This is a genomic window from Marinomonas aquimarina (assembly GCF_900089755.1).
GTDB classification, from domain to species: domain Bacteria; phylum Pseudomonadota; class Gammaproteobacteria; order Pseudomonadales; family Marinomonadaceae; genus Marinomonas; species Marinomonas aquimarina.
Genome location: NZ_FLOC01000011.1, coordinates 71,878 through 86,426 on the forward strand (window position 1 = coordinate 71,878; position 14,549 = coordinate 86,426).

General features: G+C 48.1%; 17 protein-coding genes and 2 tRNA genes. 2 read left to right on the forward strand and 17 right to left on the reverse strand.

The genetic code is table 11. The features are described 5' to 3' along the window. Positions 1-3: 3 nt before the first annotated feature. Genes purC through dapA form a run of 3 tightly spaced genes read right to left on the reverse strand, consistent with a single transcriptional unit; the run spans position 4 to position 2,735 of the window. Positions 4-720 carry a phosphoribosylaminoimidazolesuccinocarboxamide synthase gene (purC, locus tag MAQ5080_RS10315; RefSeq protein ID WP_067209600.1) on the reverse strand — a complete coding sequence of 239 codons (717 nt, stop codon included), beginning with the start codon at positions 718-720 and terminating at the stop codon, positions 4-6. Between the two features lie 36 nt (positions 721-756). Continuing rightward, the gene (locus MAQ5080_RS10320; protein WP_067209603.1) at positions 757-1,851 is read right to left on the reverse strand and encodes a hypothetical protein; all 1,095 of its coding nucleotides are present in this window, start codon (positions 1,849-1,851) and stop codon (positions 757-759) included. Between the two features lie 2 nt (positions 1,852-1,853). After that, complete coding sequence (gene dapA, locus MAQ5080_RS10325; protein WP_067209606.1) at positions 1,854-2,735, reverse strand: 4-hydroxy-tetrahydrodipicolinate synthase; 882 nt, start codon at positions 2,733-2,735, stop codon at positions 1,854-1,856. A gap of 173 nt (positions 2,736-2,908) precedes the next feature. On the opposite strand from dapA, the gene bcp reads away from it, so the two are divergent. After that, positions 2,909-3,355, forward strand: coding sequence for a thioredoxin-dependent thiol peroxidase (gene bcp / locus MAQ5080_RS10330; protein ID WP_067209608.1), 447 nt, complete (start codon positions 2,909-2,911; stop codon positions 3,353-3,355). Positions 3,356-3,417: 62 nt separating this feature from the next. Here the strand turns inward: bcp and MAQ5080_RS10335 are convergent, their stop codons facing one another. Both MAQ5080_RS10335 and MAQ5080_RS10340 read right to left on the reverse strand, forming a co-directional pair. Then, complete coding sequence (locus MAQ5080_RS10335) at positions 3,418-4,500, reverse strand: AI-2E family transporter (RefSeq protein WP_067209612.1); 1,083 nt, start codon at positions 4,498-4,500, stop codon at positions 3,418-3,420. Between the two features lie 2 nt (positions 4,501-4,502). Next, entirely contained in the window at positions 4,503-4,748 is a 246-nt protein-coding gene (locus tag MAQ5080_RS10340; protein ID WP_067209614.1) for a sulfurtransferase TusA family protein, read from the reverse strand. A 96-nt stretch (positions 4,749-4,844) separates the two neighbouring features. Here MAQ5080_RS10340 and MAQ5080_RS10345 point away from each other — a divergent pair, with 96 nt between their 5' ends. After that, the gene (locus MAQ5080_RS10345; protein ID WP_197464603.1) at positions 4,845-6,194 is read left to right on the forward strand and encodes a M48 family metallopeptidase; all 1,350 of its coding nucleotides are present in this window, start codon (positions 4,845-4,847) and stop codon (positions 6,192-6,194) included. Positions 6,195-6,276: 82 nt separating this feature from the next. On the opposite strand, the gene nadA is transcribed toward MAQ5080_RS10345, so the two are convergent. From nadA to ruvC, 12 genes are all read right to left on the reverse strand, one after another. After that, on the reverse strand, positions 6,277-7,323 hold the full coding sequence (nadA, locus tag MAQ5080_RS10350; RefSeq protein WP_067209620.1) for a quinolinate synthase NadA: 1,047 nt from the start codon (positions 7,321-7,323) through the stop codon (positions 6,277-6,279). 36 nt (positions 7,324-7,359) lie between these two features. Continuing rightward, a tRNA-Lys gene (locus tag MAQ5080_RS10355) sits at positions 7,360-7,435 on the reverse strand. A 23-nt stretch (positions 7,436-7,458) separates the two neighbouring features. Continuing rightward, a tRNA-Lys gene (locus MAQ5080_RS10360) sits at positions 7,459-7,534 on the reverse strand. A gap of 43 nt (positions 7,535-7,577) precedes the next feature. Then, positions 7,578-8,339, reverse strand: coding sequence for a tol-pal system protein YbgF (gene ybgF / locus MAQ5080_RS10365; protein WP_067209623.1), 762 nt, complete (start codon positions 8,337-8,339; stop codon positions 7,578-7,580). Further along, a complete protein-coding gene (gene pal / locus MAQ5080_RS10370) occupies positions 8,339-8,893 on the reverse strand; it encodes a peptidoglycan-associated lipoprotein Pal (RefSeq protein ID WP_067209625.1) in 555 nt (184 codons plus the stop codon). Before pal ends, ybgF begins: the two co-directional genes overlap by 1 nt. 24 nt (positions 8,894-8,917) lie before the next feature. Next, positions 8,918-10,216, reverse strand: coding sequence for a Tol-Pal system beta propeller repeat protein TolB (gene tolB / locus MAQ5080_RS10375; protein ID WP_067209628.1), 1,299 nt, complete (start codon positions 10,214-10,216; stop codon positions 8,918-8,920). Continuing rightward, positions 10,216-11,202, reverse strand: coding sequence for a cell envelope integrity protein TolA (gene tolA, locus MAQ5080_RS10380; protein ID WP_067209631.1), 987 nt, complete (start codon positions 11,200-11,202; stop codon positions 10,216-10,218). The genes tolB and tolA overlap by 1 nt, the downstream gene beginning before the upstream one ends. Before the next feature lie 3 nt (positions 11,203-11,205). Continuing rightward, entirely contained in the window at positions 11,206-11,628 is a 423-nt protein-coding gene (tolR, locus tag MAQ5080_RS10385; RefSeq protein ID WP_067209634.1) for a protein TolR, read from the reverse strand. 2 nt (positions 11,629-11,630) lie between these two features. After that, positions 11,631-12,305 (reverse strand): protein TolQ, encoded by a 675-nt coding sequence (gene tolQ / locus MAQ5080_RS10390; protein ID WP_067209637.1) that lies wholly within the window; start codon positions 12,303-12,305, stop codon positions 11,631-11,633. A 14-nt stretch (positions 12,306-12,319) separates the two neighbouring features. Further along, a complete protein-coding gene (ruvB, locus tag MAQ5080_RS10395; protein WP_067209641.1) occupies positions 12,320-13,333 on the reverse strand; it encodes a Holliday junction branch migration DNA helicase RuvB in 1,014 nt (337 codons plus the stop codon). A 2-nt stretch (positions 13,334-13,335) separates the two neighbouring features. After that, a complete protein-coding gene (ruvA, locus tag MAQ5080_RS10400) occupies positions 13,336-13,935 on the reverse strand; it encodes a Holliday junction branch migration protein RuvA (protein WP_067209644.1) in 600 nt (199 codons plus the stop codon). After that, positions 13,935-14,483, reverse strand: coding sequence for a crossover junction endodeoxyribonuclease RuvC (ruvC, locus tag MAQ5080_RS10405; RefSeq protein ID WP_067209647.1), 549 nt, complete (start codon positions 14,481-14,483; stop codon positions 13,935-13,937). Before ruvC ends, ruvA begins: the two co-directional genes overlap by 1 nt. Between the last annotated feature and the right edge of the window lie 66 nt (positions 14,484-14,549).

A 14,549-nucleotide genomic window follows, 5' to 3' on the forward strand; every position in this document is an offset into this window, starting at 1 on the left:
GTATTACGCATCGAAATCGATACCAATACGACGACCAACATCTTCGTAGGCTTCAATCACGCCGCCAAGACCTTGACGGAAACGATCTTTGTCCAATTTTTCTTTGGTTTCTGCGTCCCATAGGCGGCAACCGTCTGGAGAGAACTCGTCACCTAGTACCACTTCACCATTGAATAGACCAAACTCTAGTTTGTAATCCACTAGTGTCATGCCACCTTCTGCGAACAAGGCTTTTAGCACATCATTCACTTTGTAAGTTAGTTCTTTTGCTTTCGCTAGGTGTGCTGGGTCTGCCCAGCCAAATGACTCAACGTGAGACTCGTTGATCATTGGGTCACCTAGCGCATCATTCTTAAGGAACAACTCAAATGTTGGTGGTGTAAGCTCAAGACCCTCTTCAACGCCAAGGCGACGACATAGGCTACCTGCTGCTACGTTACGCACAACACATTCGATCGGCATCATATCTAGACACTTCACCAAAGACTCAGTATCGCTTAACAATGCTTCAAAGTGTGTTGGGATACCAGCTTCTTCTAGTTTACCCATAATGAAGGCATTAAATTTGTTATTTACCATGCCTTTACGATCTAGCTGCTCAACTTTCTTGCCGTCAAAAGCAGACGTGTCGTTACGGAATACCAGAACCATTTTATCAGGATCATCGGTACGAAATACCGATTTTGCTTTACCTGCATATAGCTCTTGTCGTTTTTCCATGTGGAGAATCTCCAATAAATACTGTGAGGGGATAAATTACTTCGCTAACAGCGAAAGGATTCGGTAAGACGTCAGAGTCGGATTTTCCGTCGCTGAAGCATCCACCGTTAAGAAATAGCCTTCCCGTTGGCGAATCAATTGATAAGGATAGCTACGCTCTGTCCATTCTACATCATCGAGGTTACGACGACGCACCTTAAATAAGATGACTTCTTCATCTTCAGCCAAAACACCTAGGGGCACTTTGAAATCGATAATATCACCGACACGCGCCAACTTATCTTGTGGCACTAGAGACAGTTCTTTTGGCTCTTCATTGGTGATGTGCAGCCCTGATGTGGCACGAATGTAATCGTCAAGTACCGCTTGATTGGCTTGTCTACCAAGGTACAAGGCCAACTTACCTTCGCGATTGGTCCAAATACTGGAAGTTTGCACGGCTTCACGCCCTTGCTTGGACAACAACGCGGTTTCTACCGTCAACTCTTTTGAAATGTAAGACCAAGCATCTACCATTTGCCCAGCAGTGGCTTCGTTAAGCGTCAGATCGACAGCTTCTTCTGCACCATCAGGATCGATAGCAACCAATTGAATCGTGGTGATGGTTTGCGCACTCTGTGGTTCAAAAGCCACCGCTAGACGGTATTGAGTTGGCTTCAAACGAGTCACATTGCTCCACAATTTACTCAAGCCACTTTGGCTTTCAAATTGCAGCGGCTCGCTGACCAATTGATTATCACCAGCGCTTTGGAATACGACTTCCTCGCCACTGAAACTAGAGAAATAATCGGTCACTAGCTTCTGTGATTGCGCTAAGCTTGCTGGAATCTTTAACGTCACATCGTACTGGCCAATGATCATCGGCACATAAGCCATAGATTCATAGGGCTTCGGTGCACGTGGTGTTTCAAATTCACCAGTCGCTTCGAGGGTCGCAACACGATCCTCGTTAGGAATAATCATCTTATCAGAGATATCATGTCGACCTGCAGGCAACTGCAATTCAACATCACTGCTTCGTGCTGACTGATAATCCAACCCATGATCGGTCACTAGGTTGGAACAGCCCGAAAGCAGCACAGCAGAAGCTAAGCTCCCTGCCATCACCAATTTCTTGGTATGCTTGCTCATACTTATTTGTCCTTAATGCCAGAAGCGACTAGCGCTTGATTTACTGCATCATGGAATGTTGCAGACAATTCTGTCAATGGCAAACGAATAGACATGTCACACAGACCAATCTGCGCCGCGGCCCATTTCACTGGAATTGGGTTTGGCTCTACGAATAGTGCGCTGTGTAGGGCTTTAATACTGTTATCAACGGCATGAGCCGCTTCAGCATCACCGGCAATCGCTAATTCCGCTGCTTTGGCTACCGCAGCAGGGGCAATGTTTGCCGTCACCGAAATATTACCTTTACCACCCATCAACATCAGGTCAACGGCCGTTGGATCATCACCTGAGTAAACAGCGAAGTCTGCAGGCGCTTTTTCAATCAGCTCTTTACCGCGCTCAAGGTTACCTGTCGCATCTTTGATACCGATAATGTTTGAGATGCTGGCAAGACGAAGTGTCGTCTCGTTAGACATATCGGCCACAGTACGGCCAGGTACATTGTATAGGATTTGCGGAATATCAACGGCTTCTGCAATGGCTTTGAAGTGTAGGTACATGCCTTCTTGCGTTGGGCGGTTGTAGTAAGGCACAACCAGTAGACAAGCATCCGCGCCCGCTTCTTTTGCACGCTGAGTCAGATCGATGGCTTCATGGGTCGAATTTGCCCCGGTACCCGCGATCACAGGCACACGGCCATTTACTTTCTCAACAACCTGACGAATCACGTCAGCGTGCTCATCGTAAGTTAATGTGGCAGATTCACCTGTCGTACCAACAGCAACAATACCGTGAGTACCTTGGGCGATATGGTATTCAACGAGCTCATCTAGCTTTTGCTTATCGATATTACCATCGAGTGTCATCGGTGTGATAAGCGCCACTAAGCTTCCAGTAATCATTCTTACATCTCCACATTGAATTAAGCGTGCATAGTCTACCGCTCACGTAATCCCTATACAACACACCAGAATGGCAATATTTAGACTAACTAAGATATCAAGTACACTTGGCATCCAATTTAACGCTTTCATGCGTATAGAAAGCGGAAACTATTGAATAAACGGAGCAGAAAATGAGCTTAAGTATTGGACAAACCGCGCCAGACTTCACATCCAAAGACCAAGATGGCAACCCTGTCACCCTGAGCGATTACCGCGGTAAAAAAGTCGTTCTCTATTTCTACCCAAAAGATTCAACACCAGGCTGTACTGCGCAAGCATGTAATTTGCGAGACAATCACGAAGCTTTGACCGAAGCAGGCTATGTCATTTTAGGCATCAGCCCTGATAGCGAAAAGCGCCACCAGAACTTCATCAATAAAAACGAACTGCCATTCACGTTAATTTCGGATGAAGACAAGTCAGTGCACGAACTCTATGGCACATGGCAATTGAAAAAGTTCATGGGGCGTGAATACATGGGCACGGTTCGCACCACCTTCATCATTGACGAGAACGGTGTGATTGAAAACATCATCGAGAAAGTCAAAACCAAAGAGCACACAGCGCAAATTCTGTAATCACCAAATGCCAAAAAGCCCAGCGATTGCTGGGCTTTTTTATACTGAGCAGACAAAGTCACCTAAGCTTGTTTATCCGGTGATATCAGACGCTGATCATTGACGTTGGGCCAAGCGTTGATAATAGCTTTCACCAAGGTCGCCAAGGGGATAGCAAAAAACACACCCCAGAATCCCCAAATCCCGCCAAAGAATAAGACGGCGATAATGATCGCCAATGGGTGCAGGTTGACGGCCTCAGAAAACAATAAAGGCACCAACACATTACCATCCAGCGCCTGCACAATTAGATAAGCAACAAACACGTACCAAAACTCATTACTGGTGCCAAATTGATAAAACGCCACCAACCCCACAGGCACGGTGACCGCCGCTGCACCAATATAGGGAATCAATACTGACACCCCCACCAACAACGCCAGCAGTGCCGAATATCTCAGATCAAAGAACCAAAATACAGCGAAACTCACTAGGCCCACCACGATCATTTCGATCACCTTACCGCGAATGTAGTTGGCGATTTGATCGTTCATTTCATGGGAAATATCGCGCATCATCTGGCGCTCATTCGGTAGCCATGAGGTCATGTAGGCGATGATTTTTGCTTGGTCTTTAAGAATAAAAAACATCACCAAGGGCACCAATACTAGGTACAGCATCAATGAGAACAAGGAAGGAATACTGGTTAAGGAATAAGACAACAACCACTGACCGACAGTCGCAGCTTCTGCTGCCAGTAAATCCACAGCCTCGTCTACCGCTGACTGGCTAATATAGCTGGCGTGTTCTTGCGCCAGAGCCTGGATCAAGGCCTGCAAATCACCAAACATTCGTGGCAGATCGTTCACAAAGCGTACGGCTTGCTTCCAAATAATAGGCGCCATGACACCGATAAAGGTGCCACACACGGATATAAAGCCAAGAAAGACCAGGGTGACCGAGAGATTATGACTGAGCCCCAGTTTTTTACAGCGACCAATGACCCCTTGCAGCAAAAATGCAAACACCACGGCAATAAAGACGGGGGCCAGAATGCCGCCCCAGAATGCCACCACTAGCAAAGTGGAGATCAACAGCAGAATAAAGATCACTACCTCTTCATTATTGAGATAGCGCGTCATCAAATTATCGAGTATTCGAATCATATCTACGACTCTTGTTTACGAATGACAAAATGAAAGATACTGTCTTGCTCACCTTGCTCCACAAGTGGCAGCCCCACCAGCGCAAGGAAATGCGGAATATCTTTTAGCGACCCTTCATCGGTAGCGTAGACACAAATTGTTTCGCCAACCGCCATCTTCGCCAAGGCCAACTTTAACTTAAGTAAAGGCATTGGACATCGATCTTCTTTTGCATCTAGGATTACGTCATACTGCTGTACGTTAAGCATTTTTTATCCCGCTTTAAAACTCAGGCCACTATGAGACATTTTTTTTTACAATTCAGCAAGCTACTTATATCAATAACCGCCATCATGCACTTGGCAATGGCCAATGCAAACGTGAATGAGTTGCCGGATCTTGCTAAAGCGGAAGCCGAACGAAGTCTGTCCAACCCAAGCTACATTTTAGGACAATACTGGTTTCGAAAGATCAGTGGCAGCCCTGGCTTAATTGAGTTTCCACCCGCCTACAACTACTTGCGTGATGCCGTGGCGAAAATTGTGCCCCACACGGGCCTATATGATAAAGAAATCGATCTGGCCTTGCTCAACAGCGCGCAAACCAATGCGTTTGTCATACCGGGCAACCACCTTTTCCTATACTCGAACATTCTTCGCATCATCGACAATGAAAACGCCCTGATGGGATTGCTCGGCCATGAAATCGCCCACTTAGAATTGCGCCATTATCAACGCACCTTAGAGAATCAGCGCAATGAACAAGGTAAGTCACTGCTGCTACTGCTAGCGGGCGTGGCAGCGGCCAGCGCAGGCGATGGCGAAACCACCTCCGCTTTATGGTTAGGAGGCATGGCTAACCAGATGGAAAACATGCTCAGTTACTCGCGCGCCCACGAACGGGAAGCGGACCGACGTGGACGCGAGCTCCTTGCGGCCAGTGGTTTCCCTTCAACGGGCATGAACACCCTATTAGAAGGCTTGTTTCGCGAATCTTCTAATGCTGACCGTATGGAGTTCTTATCCACTCACCCGCTCCCTCAAACTCGCCTTAGTGACACTCTGACGGGGGACGCACAACCCTCTATATTGTACCAACCTTCAAGCGAGGATTTTCGCTACTTCCGTGCCACCTTGCTGGCTTATCGCGCCGCCATGGAAGGGGTCTACTATCAAGACTATCTACGTCGCAACCTCACCACTCAAGATGAGTACCATTATGGGGCCGCGCTTGCTGAATTACTGATGCACTATAACGACAGCGCTTTGCAAAGCGTGGCCAAGGTCAGCTCTAACAACGAGTTTACTGACTATTTAAAGGCCATTATCTATCTTACGCTGAAACAAACCGAGAATGCCAAAGTGCTCATTGATCAACGTCTTGCGCTGGCACCCAACGACCTTACTTTCACCTATTTATCTGGCCAATTTTCTGAAAACAGTGCCTATTTGCACACCAACTCCGAGCAACTCAGCTATGAGCGACGCATGGTCTATCGTCACAATATCGCCATCGCAAGAGAGCGAAACAATCAGCCCTACGCACTGTACAACCACGCCCTATTAGAGTTTGCCCTGGGCAAAGATAAACCGGCCCTTAACCTGATTAATCGAGCCATTAGACAGTCTGAGACATCAGATAAAAACGAGATGGAAAATCGCAAGGCACAACTCGAGCTGCTAGAAGAAGCACAACGAAGAGAGGGCTTAAATTAATCAGCCCAAGCAAAAGACATCCTATAAAAACAAAAAAAGCAGCCATTGGCTGCTTTTTAGAATTCAATGGACGCTTAAAAGCTTATGACTTTTTGAAGTCCAACATACGTTGCAAAGGTTTAAGCGCCTTCACACGGACTTCTTCATCAACAAAGATTTCATCTGTGCCATCACGCAGTGCGTTGCGCAGCAACTCAAGCGAGTTCAACGCCATCCAAGGACAGTGAGCACAGCTACGACATGTCGCACCGGAACCCGCTGTTGGCGCCTCTACAAAACGCTTATTCGGGGACGCCTGCTTCATTTTGTAGAAAATGCCGCGATCCGTTGCCACGATAAAGGTGTCGTTATCCATCTCTTTGGTTGCTTTTAGCAACTGTGATGTCGACCCAACAACGTCAGCAATCTCAACCACTGGCTCTGGTGATTCTGGATGCACCAATACCGCTGCATCTGGGTAGATGGCTTTAAGGTCCAAAATGCCTTTGGCCTTAAATTCTTCGTGAACGATACAAGCACCGTCCCAAAGCAAAACATCGGCACCTGTTTGCGATTGCACATAGTTGCCTAGATGCTGATCTGGCGCCCAGATAATCTTTTCACCATTGTCGCTTAGGTGTTGCACCACATCGAGAGCGATCGCTGAGGTTACTACCCAATCTGCACGGGCTTTTACCGCCGCAGAAGTATTGGCATAGACCACCACGGTACGATCTGGATGCTCATCACAGAACTTTGAAAATTCTTCTTCTGGGCAACCAATGTCCAACGAGCAAGTGGCTTCTAGAGTCGGCATCAGAATGGTTTTCTCAGGGCTAAGAATCTTAGCCGTCTCCCCCATAAATTTAACGCCCGCTACGACGAGCGTTTTAGCAGGGTGTTCAGCACCAAATCTGGCCATTTCTAAGGAGTCAGCGATGACACCGCCGGTTTCTTCAGCAAGCTCTTGGATAGCATCTTCACAATAGTAATGGGCTACGAGTACCGCATCTTTTTCTTGCAAAAGCGCTTTGATCTCATCGCGAAGTGCTTGGTTATCAACAACTGGCTTTTTAAGTGATTCTTCAGCTTCAGATAAGTACTTCTGAACTGTATCGCGTAACGCGGCTTTATCGATTAATTCAGACATTGAGTAACCCCTTGGGAATGGGCAGTGTTGGAGTGATGGTGGGTCGTACTGGATTCGAACCAGTGACCAATTGATTAAAAGTCAACTGCTCTACCAACTGAGCTAACGACCCATTATCACTAAACAAAGAAGAGTTGGTGGGTCGTACTGGATTCGAACCAGTGACCAATTGATTAAAAGTCAACTGCTCTACCAACTGAGCTAACGACCCAACGGGCGCGTATATTACAGTGGTCACTGGATATTGCAAGAAATTATTTCATATTATTCAAATAATTAGTCGCAAGGGTGGCGGAATTTGAATCAGGATAGTTAACAATCACACGCTGCAAATACTCTCGCGCCATCGATTGATTGCCCAACTGATCGTTGACAATTCCTAATTTATAAATGGCATCAGGTACCTTGGCATGCCCTGCAAAGTCATCTTGTACCGTCTGAAATTGCACCAGTGCCTCGCCTTGGTTACCAAGCACTAACGCTAACTCACCCAACCAATAATGACCATTACCAGTCAAACTGTTATTAGGATAAGTCTTCACAAAACTTCGCAGTGCCGTTTGCGCACCTTCAAAATTTTTCGCACGGATCAAATCATAAGCTTCGTCGTAAGCCACCTTGGCTTGCGCACTCGGCTCTTCGAGTTTCACTGGACGCACCGGAGCCGTTGCGACAGGTACTGACTTGCTTTGCGACGCGCTGTTTGCATTAGCGACATTGGTCTGACTGGTATTAGCTGCTGGAGCAACACTTGGCGCACTGGCTACTTTTGAGGTCAGATCTGAAACACGCTTATCTAAGTCGATATAGCGGTCCTTGGACAGCGCTTGCAACTTATTCAATTCGTATTGCTGCTGCTCTACCTGACCACGCAGATGTGAGACTTCCTGCTGCAACATTTCAAGTTGATACAACAAGTCTGCCGCGACATTCGGGGAGATGGTATTCGCCGTTGCGATTGGCGCTGACAACGTCAGCACCAATGCAAGGGAGCTTATCTTAAAACGAGTGCTCATTACTCGTAGCGAACCTCAACACGACGGTTTAGCTGCCAAGAAGAATCATCATGGCCAAACGCTACTGGCACTTCTTCACCAAAGCTTACTGCTTCGATTTGAGACGCTGCAACGCCTTGGATAGTTAGGTAACGCATGATTGCTTTGGCACGGCGCTCACCTAGTGCCATGTTGTATTCACGTGTACCGCGCTCATCTGCATGACCTTCAAGAACGATACGTGCATCTGGGTTTTCCATTAGGAATTGAGCGTGTTTTGCCAATGCTTCACGAGCTTCTGGACGAACGATAGATTTATCGAAGTCGAAGTAGAAAACAGTCGCTACACCCGCAAGAAGATCCGCCGCTTTTTGCGCAGCAGTACGATCATCGATCATTACACTGTTCAAAGAACCGTCTTCACCTGCTGCGTAAGTAGAATCTGTAGAACCCGCCGCAGAACCTTCGCTACCCATAGCTGATGTGTCAGAATCTGACGCAGTCGTACTACAACCAGCTAACCAAGCTGCAGATAAACCGATCACTGCAAACTTACCTAATTTTTTTACACTCATTACTAGCTCCTTAAAAGTGCTTTCTTATTTAAAGTAGGGAGACCAAGCAGGTTCTCGCACATCTCCTTCAGCTGATGGTAGCCTATATTTAATAAGACCATCAACTGAAACAACTGACAAGATCCCTTTTCCACGATTAGACGTGGCATACATGACCATACTGCCATTTGGGGCAATGCTTGGTGACTCATCCAAGTAGGTTTCCGTCAACACTTGCACGCGGCCAGTGTTCATATCTTGCAAAGCAACATGGTAGTTGCCGTTATTCTTTTGCACCGTCACTAAGTAACGTCCATCTGGCGTCATACGGGCGCGGGTGTTTAACTCCCCTTCGAACGTGACACGCTCAACATTCTTAGTACGCACATCCAAACGATAGATCTGTGGGTTACCACCACGGTCTGAAGTAAAGATAATGCCTTGACCGTCTGGCTCCCAGCTCGGCTCTGTATCAATTGAATAATGGTTCGTCATTCGCTCAAGCCGACGAGTGGCAATGTCCAACGTATAGATCTCTGGGTTGTTGTCCTTAGACAAGACTAACGCCAGTTTCTTACCATCCGGTGACCACGCTGGGGCACCATTCAAACCACGGAATTGCGTCAACTGCTGTTGCTTACCACTGGCCAACTCTTGAATAAAGATACTTGGTCGGCGATTACGGAACATAACGTAGGCAATTTGACGACCATCACTGCTCCAAGAGGGCGATAAAATCGGCTCTTTTGAGCTCACGATCACTTGTGGACGATAGCCATCGGCATCGGCCACCTGCAGTTTATACGTCGGGCTGCGCTTGTCGCCTTCTGCCGTGACATACAAAATACGTGTACTGAAGGCGCCACGAATCCCGGTCAACTGCTCGTAAATCTTGTCACTGATAAAGTGTGCTGCATCACGGAAGTTACTCGGTTTCACATCTAGCGCTTCACGCTTACCAACGCGGGCTTGTGTCAACACATTTAGCAGCTCATAACTGATACGGTAGGTACCGTTACCATTATTCGCGACACTCCCCACTAACACATAATCCGCTTTTAACAGCCGCCAATCACGGTAGAACACATTCTCCGAGGAACTCGGCAAGCTAAGCATATTGGCACGAGGAATCGCCTCAAACACGCCACTGCGCTGAAGATCGGCTTCCACAATACCCGCCACATCCTCTGGCAAGGGCGCACTTCCAGTATAGCCAAACGGCACAATGGCAATAGGCAGTAACTGATCAGCGCCACTGGTAATTTCAATCACAAGCTGAGCCCTTGCAGGCAAAGCGAACGTTAAACATGCCACAAACAGGGCAAACACAATGTTCTTTTTCATCAGTTTCTCAAATCTTGTGGGTTAAACAACAAATCGACCTGTCTAAAATTACGCTCAAAGATATAAGACTCAACCTCTGACAACTCTTCGATTCGACCAACTTTGTACACGGCATCCATTGCACGCTTATCAAACACAGCATCGCCACTGCCCTTCAAGACACGCACATCCGCCACTTCACCATTAGGTAAGAAGTTAATGCGTAGCAAGGTTTGCATACCATTGCGCGCACTCGGTGGACGAATCCAAGCATCGGTGACACGACGGTTAATTAAACCACTGATGGATTGCACCATTTGCCCAGCTTCGGCAGCCCTGCGACGGGCATCTTCTTCCGCTACAGCACGCTGCACCGCTTCTTCTGCACGCTTACGACGTTCTGCCTCTTGTCGCGCCTGCTCTTCTGCTTTACGTTTGCGCTCTGCTTCGGCCGCGCGTTGTCGCTCTAGCTCCTGTTGACGCTTACGCTCAGCTGCTTGTTTCGCTTTTTCCTCGGCGGCCTTTTTCTCTTTAGCAATGCGCTCTTGACGTGCTTTTTCTTGCGCTGCTTTCTTTTCTTTAGCGATACGCTCTTGTCGCGCCTTCTCTTCAGCTGCTTTTTTCTTCTCTAATGCCGCCTGACGCTCTGCTTCGGCTTTTTGACGGGCCTGCTCTTGTTGTCGCCGAGTGGCCTCAGCTTCACGCCGCTGCTTTTCTAATGCTGCACGTTCCGCTTTACGCTGAGCTTCTTCTTGTGCTTTACGCTTTGCTTCTTGCTGTGCTTTCACCGCCGCTTCCGCCGCCCGCCTTTCCTCAGCTTCACGCTTACCGATTACGGTCTCAGAGACATCGATAATGGTGGCATTAACGATAGGAGGTCGCTTGGGTGGCTCAGGAGCTTTTTCAGAGAAGCCTGCCAATAAAGCACCACCCACAAGCACGGCGACGTGAAGACCGAGAGCCAGCACGACCGGAAGTGAGTAGCTTTCTTTATCCGTAAACTTCATTATTTATTCAGGCTCCGTCACCAAGCCCACATTGGGCGCCCCAGCGCCCTGCAGCGCGACCATCAAGCCAACCACTTGTCCGTACGGCACATTTTTATCGCCTCGAACGAGAATCGGCAAACGAGGGTTTTGCGCTAACACCTTCTCAACCCGTGTTGTCAGGTCCTCCAGTGAGATGGCACTTTGCTCACCACCGATATCAATAAAGTAGTTGCCGTCACGGTCCACCGAGGCCACCAACACATCCGATTCATCATTTTCGATCGGCGCCGCATTAGCATTTGGCAATTCAACATCCACCCCTTGAGTCAACATAGGGGCAGTGATCATAAAGATCACCAGCAGCACCAACATAACGTCTATGTATGGAACTACGTTGATTTCCGAGACTGGCTTACGACGATTGTCACGACGTCTAGAAGGCATGATTAGTTTCCTTCGCGAACATGCACTTTACGGTATAAGACACCACTAAATTCGTTGGCAAAGTTTTCATAACTGGAAGCCAAAGAGTCTGCTGTGGTTGAAAAACGGTTGTATGCCACCACCGCAGGAATCGCCGCAGCAAGACCAATCGCGGTGGCGATCAAGGCCTCGGCAATACCTGGTGCTACCGTCGCCAAGGTGGCTTGCTGCACTTCAGACAAACCGATAAAGGCATGCATGATCCCCCAAACGGTACCAAACAAACCGACATAGGGACTGATGGATCCAACGGTTGCTAGGAATGGTAGGTGCTGATCAAGCTTCTCTTCTTCACGGTACAATGCCACGCGCATAGAACGATCCACACCGGCAATGATGGCATCCGCTTCAACGGTGCCGTTTTGACGCAAGCGGGTAAATTCTTTAATACCGGCGGCAAAGATATTTTCCATACCTTCGACTTTACGACCATCCACCGTCAGCTGACGATACAGGTTGCTTAGGTCGATGCCAGACCAGAACTGATCCTCAAAGTGACGACGCACTTTCAACGCACGACGCAATACACGTTTACGCTGAAAAATAACAATCCAAGAAAATATCGACGCCAATAACAGCGTCAACATGACGAGTTGCACGACAAAACTGGCGTTAAAAATTAAGCCCCAAATGGACATGAGTTAAGATTCCTCTATTCAAAATCTTGAGGTAATTGGTAATCGAAATGTTCGTAAGCACGCTTTGTTACTTGCCTGCCTCGCGGCGTTCGGATAACAAACCCTTGCTGAATTAAGAACGGCTCGATTACGTCTTCAATAGTATCTTTGTCTTCGCCAACAGCGGCCGCAATACTGTCCAAACCAACCGGACGACCATCAAACTTTTCTATCATGGTCAACAACATACGTCGGTCAAGATGATCAAAGCCTTGGCTGTCTACACTTAACATATCCAAGGCACGTTGGGCAACTGCTTGTCCAACAACCGCCTCACCACTGACCTGTGCCACATCTCGCACACGTCGCAATAAACGGTTGGCAATCCGTGGCGTCCCTCGGGAGCGTCGTGCCACTTCAAAGCAACCCGAGTCATCTAAATCAATGCCTAGCTTGGAGGAAGAGCGCTTGACAATTGTAGTCAGCGATTGGACATCATAAAACTCCAATCGTTGCACGATTCCGAAACGATCGCGTAAAGGTGATGTAAGGAGCCCAGCACGTGTGGTTGCGCCCACCAAAGTGAAAGGGGGAATATCGATTTTGATGGATCTCGCCGCCGGGCCTTCACCAATCATGATATCGATTTGATAATCTTCCATGGCGGGATAAAGCACCTCTTCAATCGCAGGATTGAGTCGGTGAATCTCATCAATAAACAGCACATCGCCTTCTTCAAGATTGGTCAACAATGCTGCCAAATCCCCTGCACGCTCTAATACAGGACCTGAGGTGGTTTTGATTTCCGCGCCCATTTCGTTGGCAATAATGTTCGCCAAAGTCGTCTTACCCAGACCAGGGGGGCCGAATATCAAAGAATGATCCAATGGCTCACCACGCTGGCGCGCCGCTTGAATAAAGATATCCATCTGCTCTTTTACAACAGGCTGACCAATGTATTCGGCCAAACTTTGCGGTCGAATCGCTCGATCCACCTGCCCTTCACTGCCACGTACTTGTGGCGAGATGATACGATCATGTTCAATCATAATTATTTCAACATACTCTTCAGAGCAGCTTTAATCAGTGTTTCACTGTCCGATTCATCCTTAGGCAGCTTAGCGATCACGCGCGCCGCTTCCTGAGGTTTATAGCCCAAGGCAATCAAGGCCGCCTCCGCTTCTTGACGAGGATCGGCTTGCACCTGCACTACGACAGAACGCTCGGTAAACAAATCCTGTTTAGCCGCATGACCAAGCTTATCACGCAACTCCACCACAAGTCGCTCTGCAGTACGCTTGCCAACCCCAGGAATTTTCGTCAATGAGTCTACCTGAGACTCTTGCACGGCTAGGATCAGCTCCGAGGGCGACATACTCGACAAAACAGACAGCGCCATTTTCGGCCCTATGCCATTCACTTTGATCAGTATACGAAACAGCGCCCGCTCATCCTTGGTGGCAAAGCCATACAATGATTGCGCATCTTCTTTGACTTGAAAATGGGTGTGCAAAATAACACTCTGACCGATCGGTGGTAACTCATAAATGGTGCTCATGGAGGCCATAATCTCATAGCCTACCCCTGCCACATCCACCAACAATTCTGGCGGTGACTTCTCTACCAATGTCCCGACAATACGTCCTATCATTACTTCGTCCTCAAATCTGATAACTGCCAGCGTTTCGATGTTCTCCCCGCGCGCTTGCCCACACCATACTCTAAACCATCCGCGGTCCGCGTATTCGCGTGACACAAAGCAATTGCCAAGGCGTCCGCTGCATCCGCTTGGGGCGTCGTTTCAAGCTTCAGCAGCAACTGCACCATGGCCTGCACCTGACTTTTATCGGCATTACCATTACCCACCACTGACTGCTTTACTCGGCGCGCGGCGTATTCATAGACAGGCAGATCCGCCATCGCCGCTGCCACAATGGCCGAGCCACGAGCTTGCCCAAGCTTTAATGCAGAGTTAGCATTCTTTGCCAAAAACACTTCCTCAATGGCAAATTCATTCGGCTTGAACTCTTCAATCACTTCGCTGACACATTCAAAAATGCGCTTTAGACGCACGGGTAAATTCTCATCAGGCAAGCGTATACAGCCACTGGTGACGTAATGCGTCTTGCCATTAATAAAATCCACGACCCCAAAGCCCGTCATACGTGAGCCAGGGTCGATTGCTAAAATTCGAGCCAAAACGCTTCCTATCCTGCAGCCAACAAAAAACACTGTATATTTCAACAGTCTAGACGAGACATTGCA

Bases quoted from the DNA above. Each gene is read 5' to 3' on its own strand.
- bcp (WP_067209608.1), top strand. From the start codon at position 2,909: ATGAGCTTAAGTATTGGACAAACCGCGCCAGACTTCACATCCAAAGAC.
- pal (WP_067209625.1), bottom strand. From the start codon at position 8,893: ATGAGTGTAAAAAAATTAGGTAAGTTTGCAGTGATCGGTTTATCTGCA.
- MAQ5080_RS10340 (WP_067209614.1), bottom strand. From the start codon at position 4,748: ATGCTTAACGTACAGCAGTATGACGTAATCCTAGATGCAAAAGAAGAT.
- dapA (WP_067209606.1), bottom strand. From the start codon at position 2,735: ATGATTACTGGAAGCTTAGTGGCGCTTATCACACCGATGACACTCGAT.
- nadA (WP_067209620.1), bottom strand. From the start codon at position 7,323: ATGTCTGAATTAATCGATAAAGCCGCGTTACGCGATACAGTTCAGAAG.
- tolB (WP_067209628.1), bottom strand. From the start codon at position 10,216: ATGAAAAAGAACATTGTGTTTGCCCTGTTTGTGGCATGTTTAACGTTC.
- MAQ5080_RS10320 (WP_067209603.1), bottom strand. From the start codon at position 1,851: ATGAGCAAGCATACCAAGAAATTGGTGATGGCAGGGAGCTTAGCTTCT.
- tolR (WP_067209634.1), bottom strand. From the start codon at position 11,628: ATGCCTTCTAGACGTCGTGACAATCGTCGTAAGCCAGTCTCGGAAATC.
- MAQ5080_RS10345 (WP_197464603.1), top strand. From the start codon at position 4,845: ATGGCCAATGCAAACGTGAATGAGTTGCCGGATCTTGCTAAAGCGGAA.
- ruvB (WP_067209641.1), bottom strand. From the start codon at position 13,333: ATGATTGAACATGATCGTATCATCTCGCCACAAGTACGTGGCAGTGAA.
- tolA (WP_067209631.1), bottom strand. From the start codon at position 11,202: ATGAAGTTTACGGATAAAGAAAGCTACTCACTTCCGGTCGTGCTGGCT.
- tolQ (WP_067209637.1), bottom strand. From the start codon at position 12,305: ATGTCCATTTGGGGCTTAATTTTTAACGCCAGTTTTGTCGTGCAACTC.
- ybgF (WP_067209623.1), bottom strand. From the start codon at position 8,339: ATGAGCACTCGTTTTAAGATAAGCTCCCTTGCATTGGTGCTGACGTTG.
- MAQ5080_RS10335 (WP_067209612.1), bottom strand. From the start codon at position 4,500: ATGATTCGAATACTCGATAATTTGATGACGCGCTATCTCAATAATGAA.
- purC (WP_067209600.1), bottom strand. From the start codon at position 720: ATGGAAAAACGACAAGAGCTATATGCAGGTAAAGCAAAATCGGTATTT.
- ruvA (WP_067209644.1), bottom strand. From the start codon at position 13,935: ATGATAGGACGTATTGTCGGGACATTGGTAGAGAAGTCACCGCCAGAA.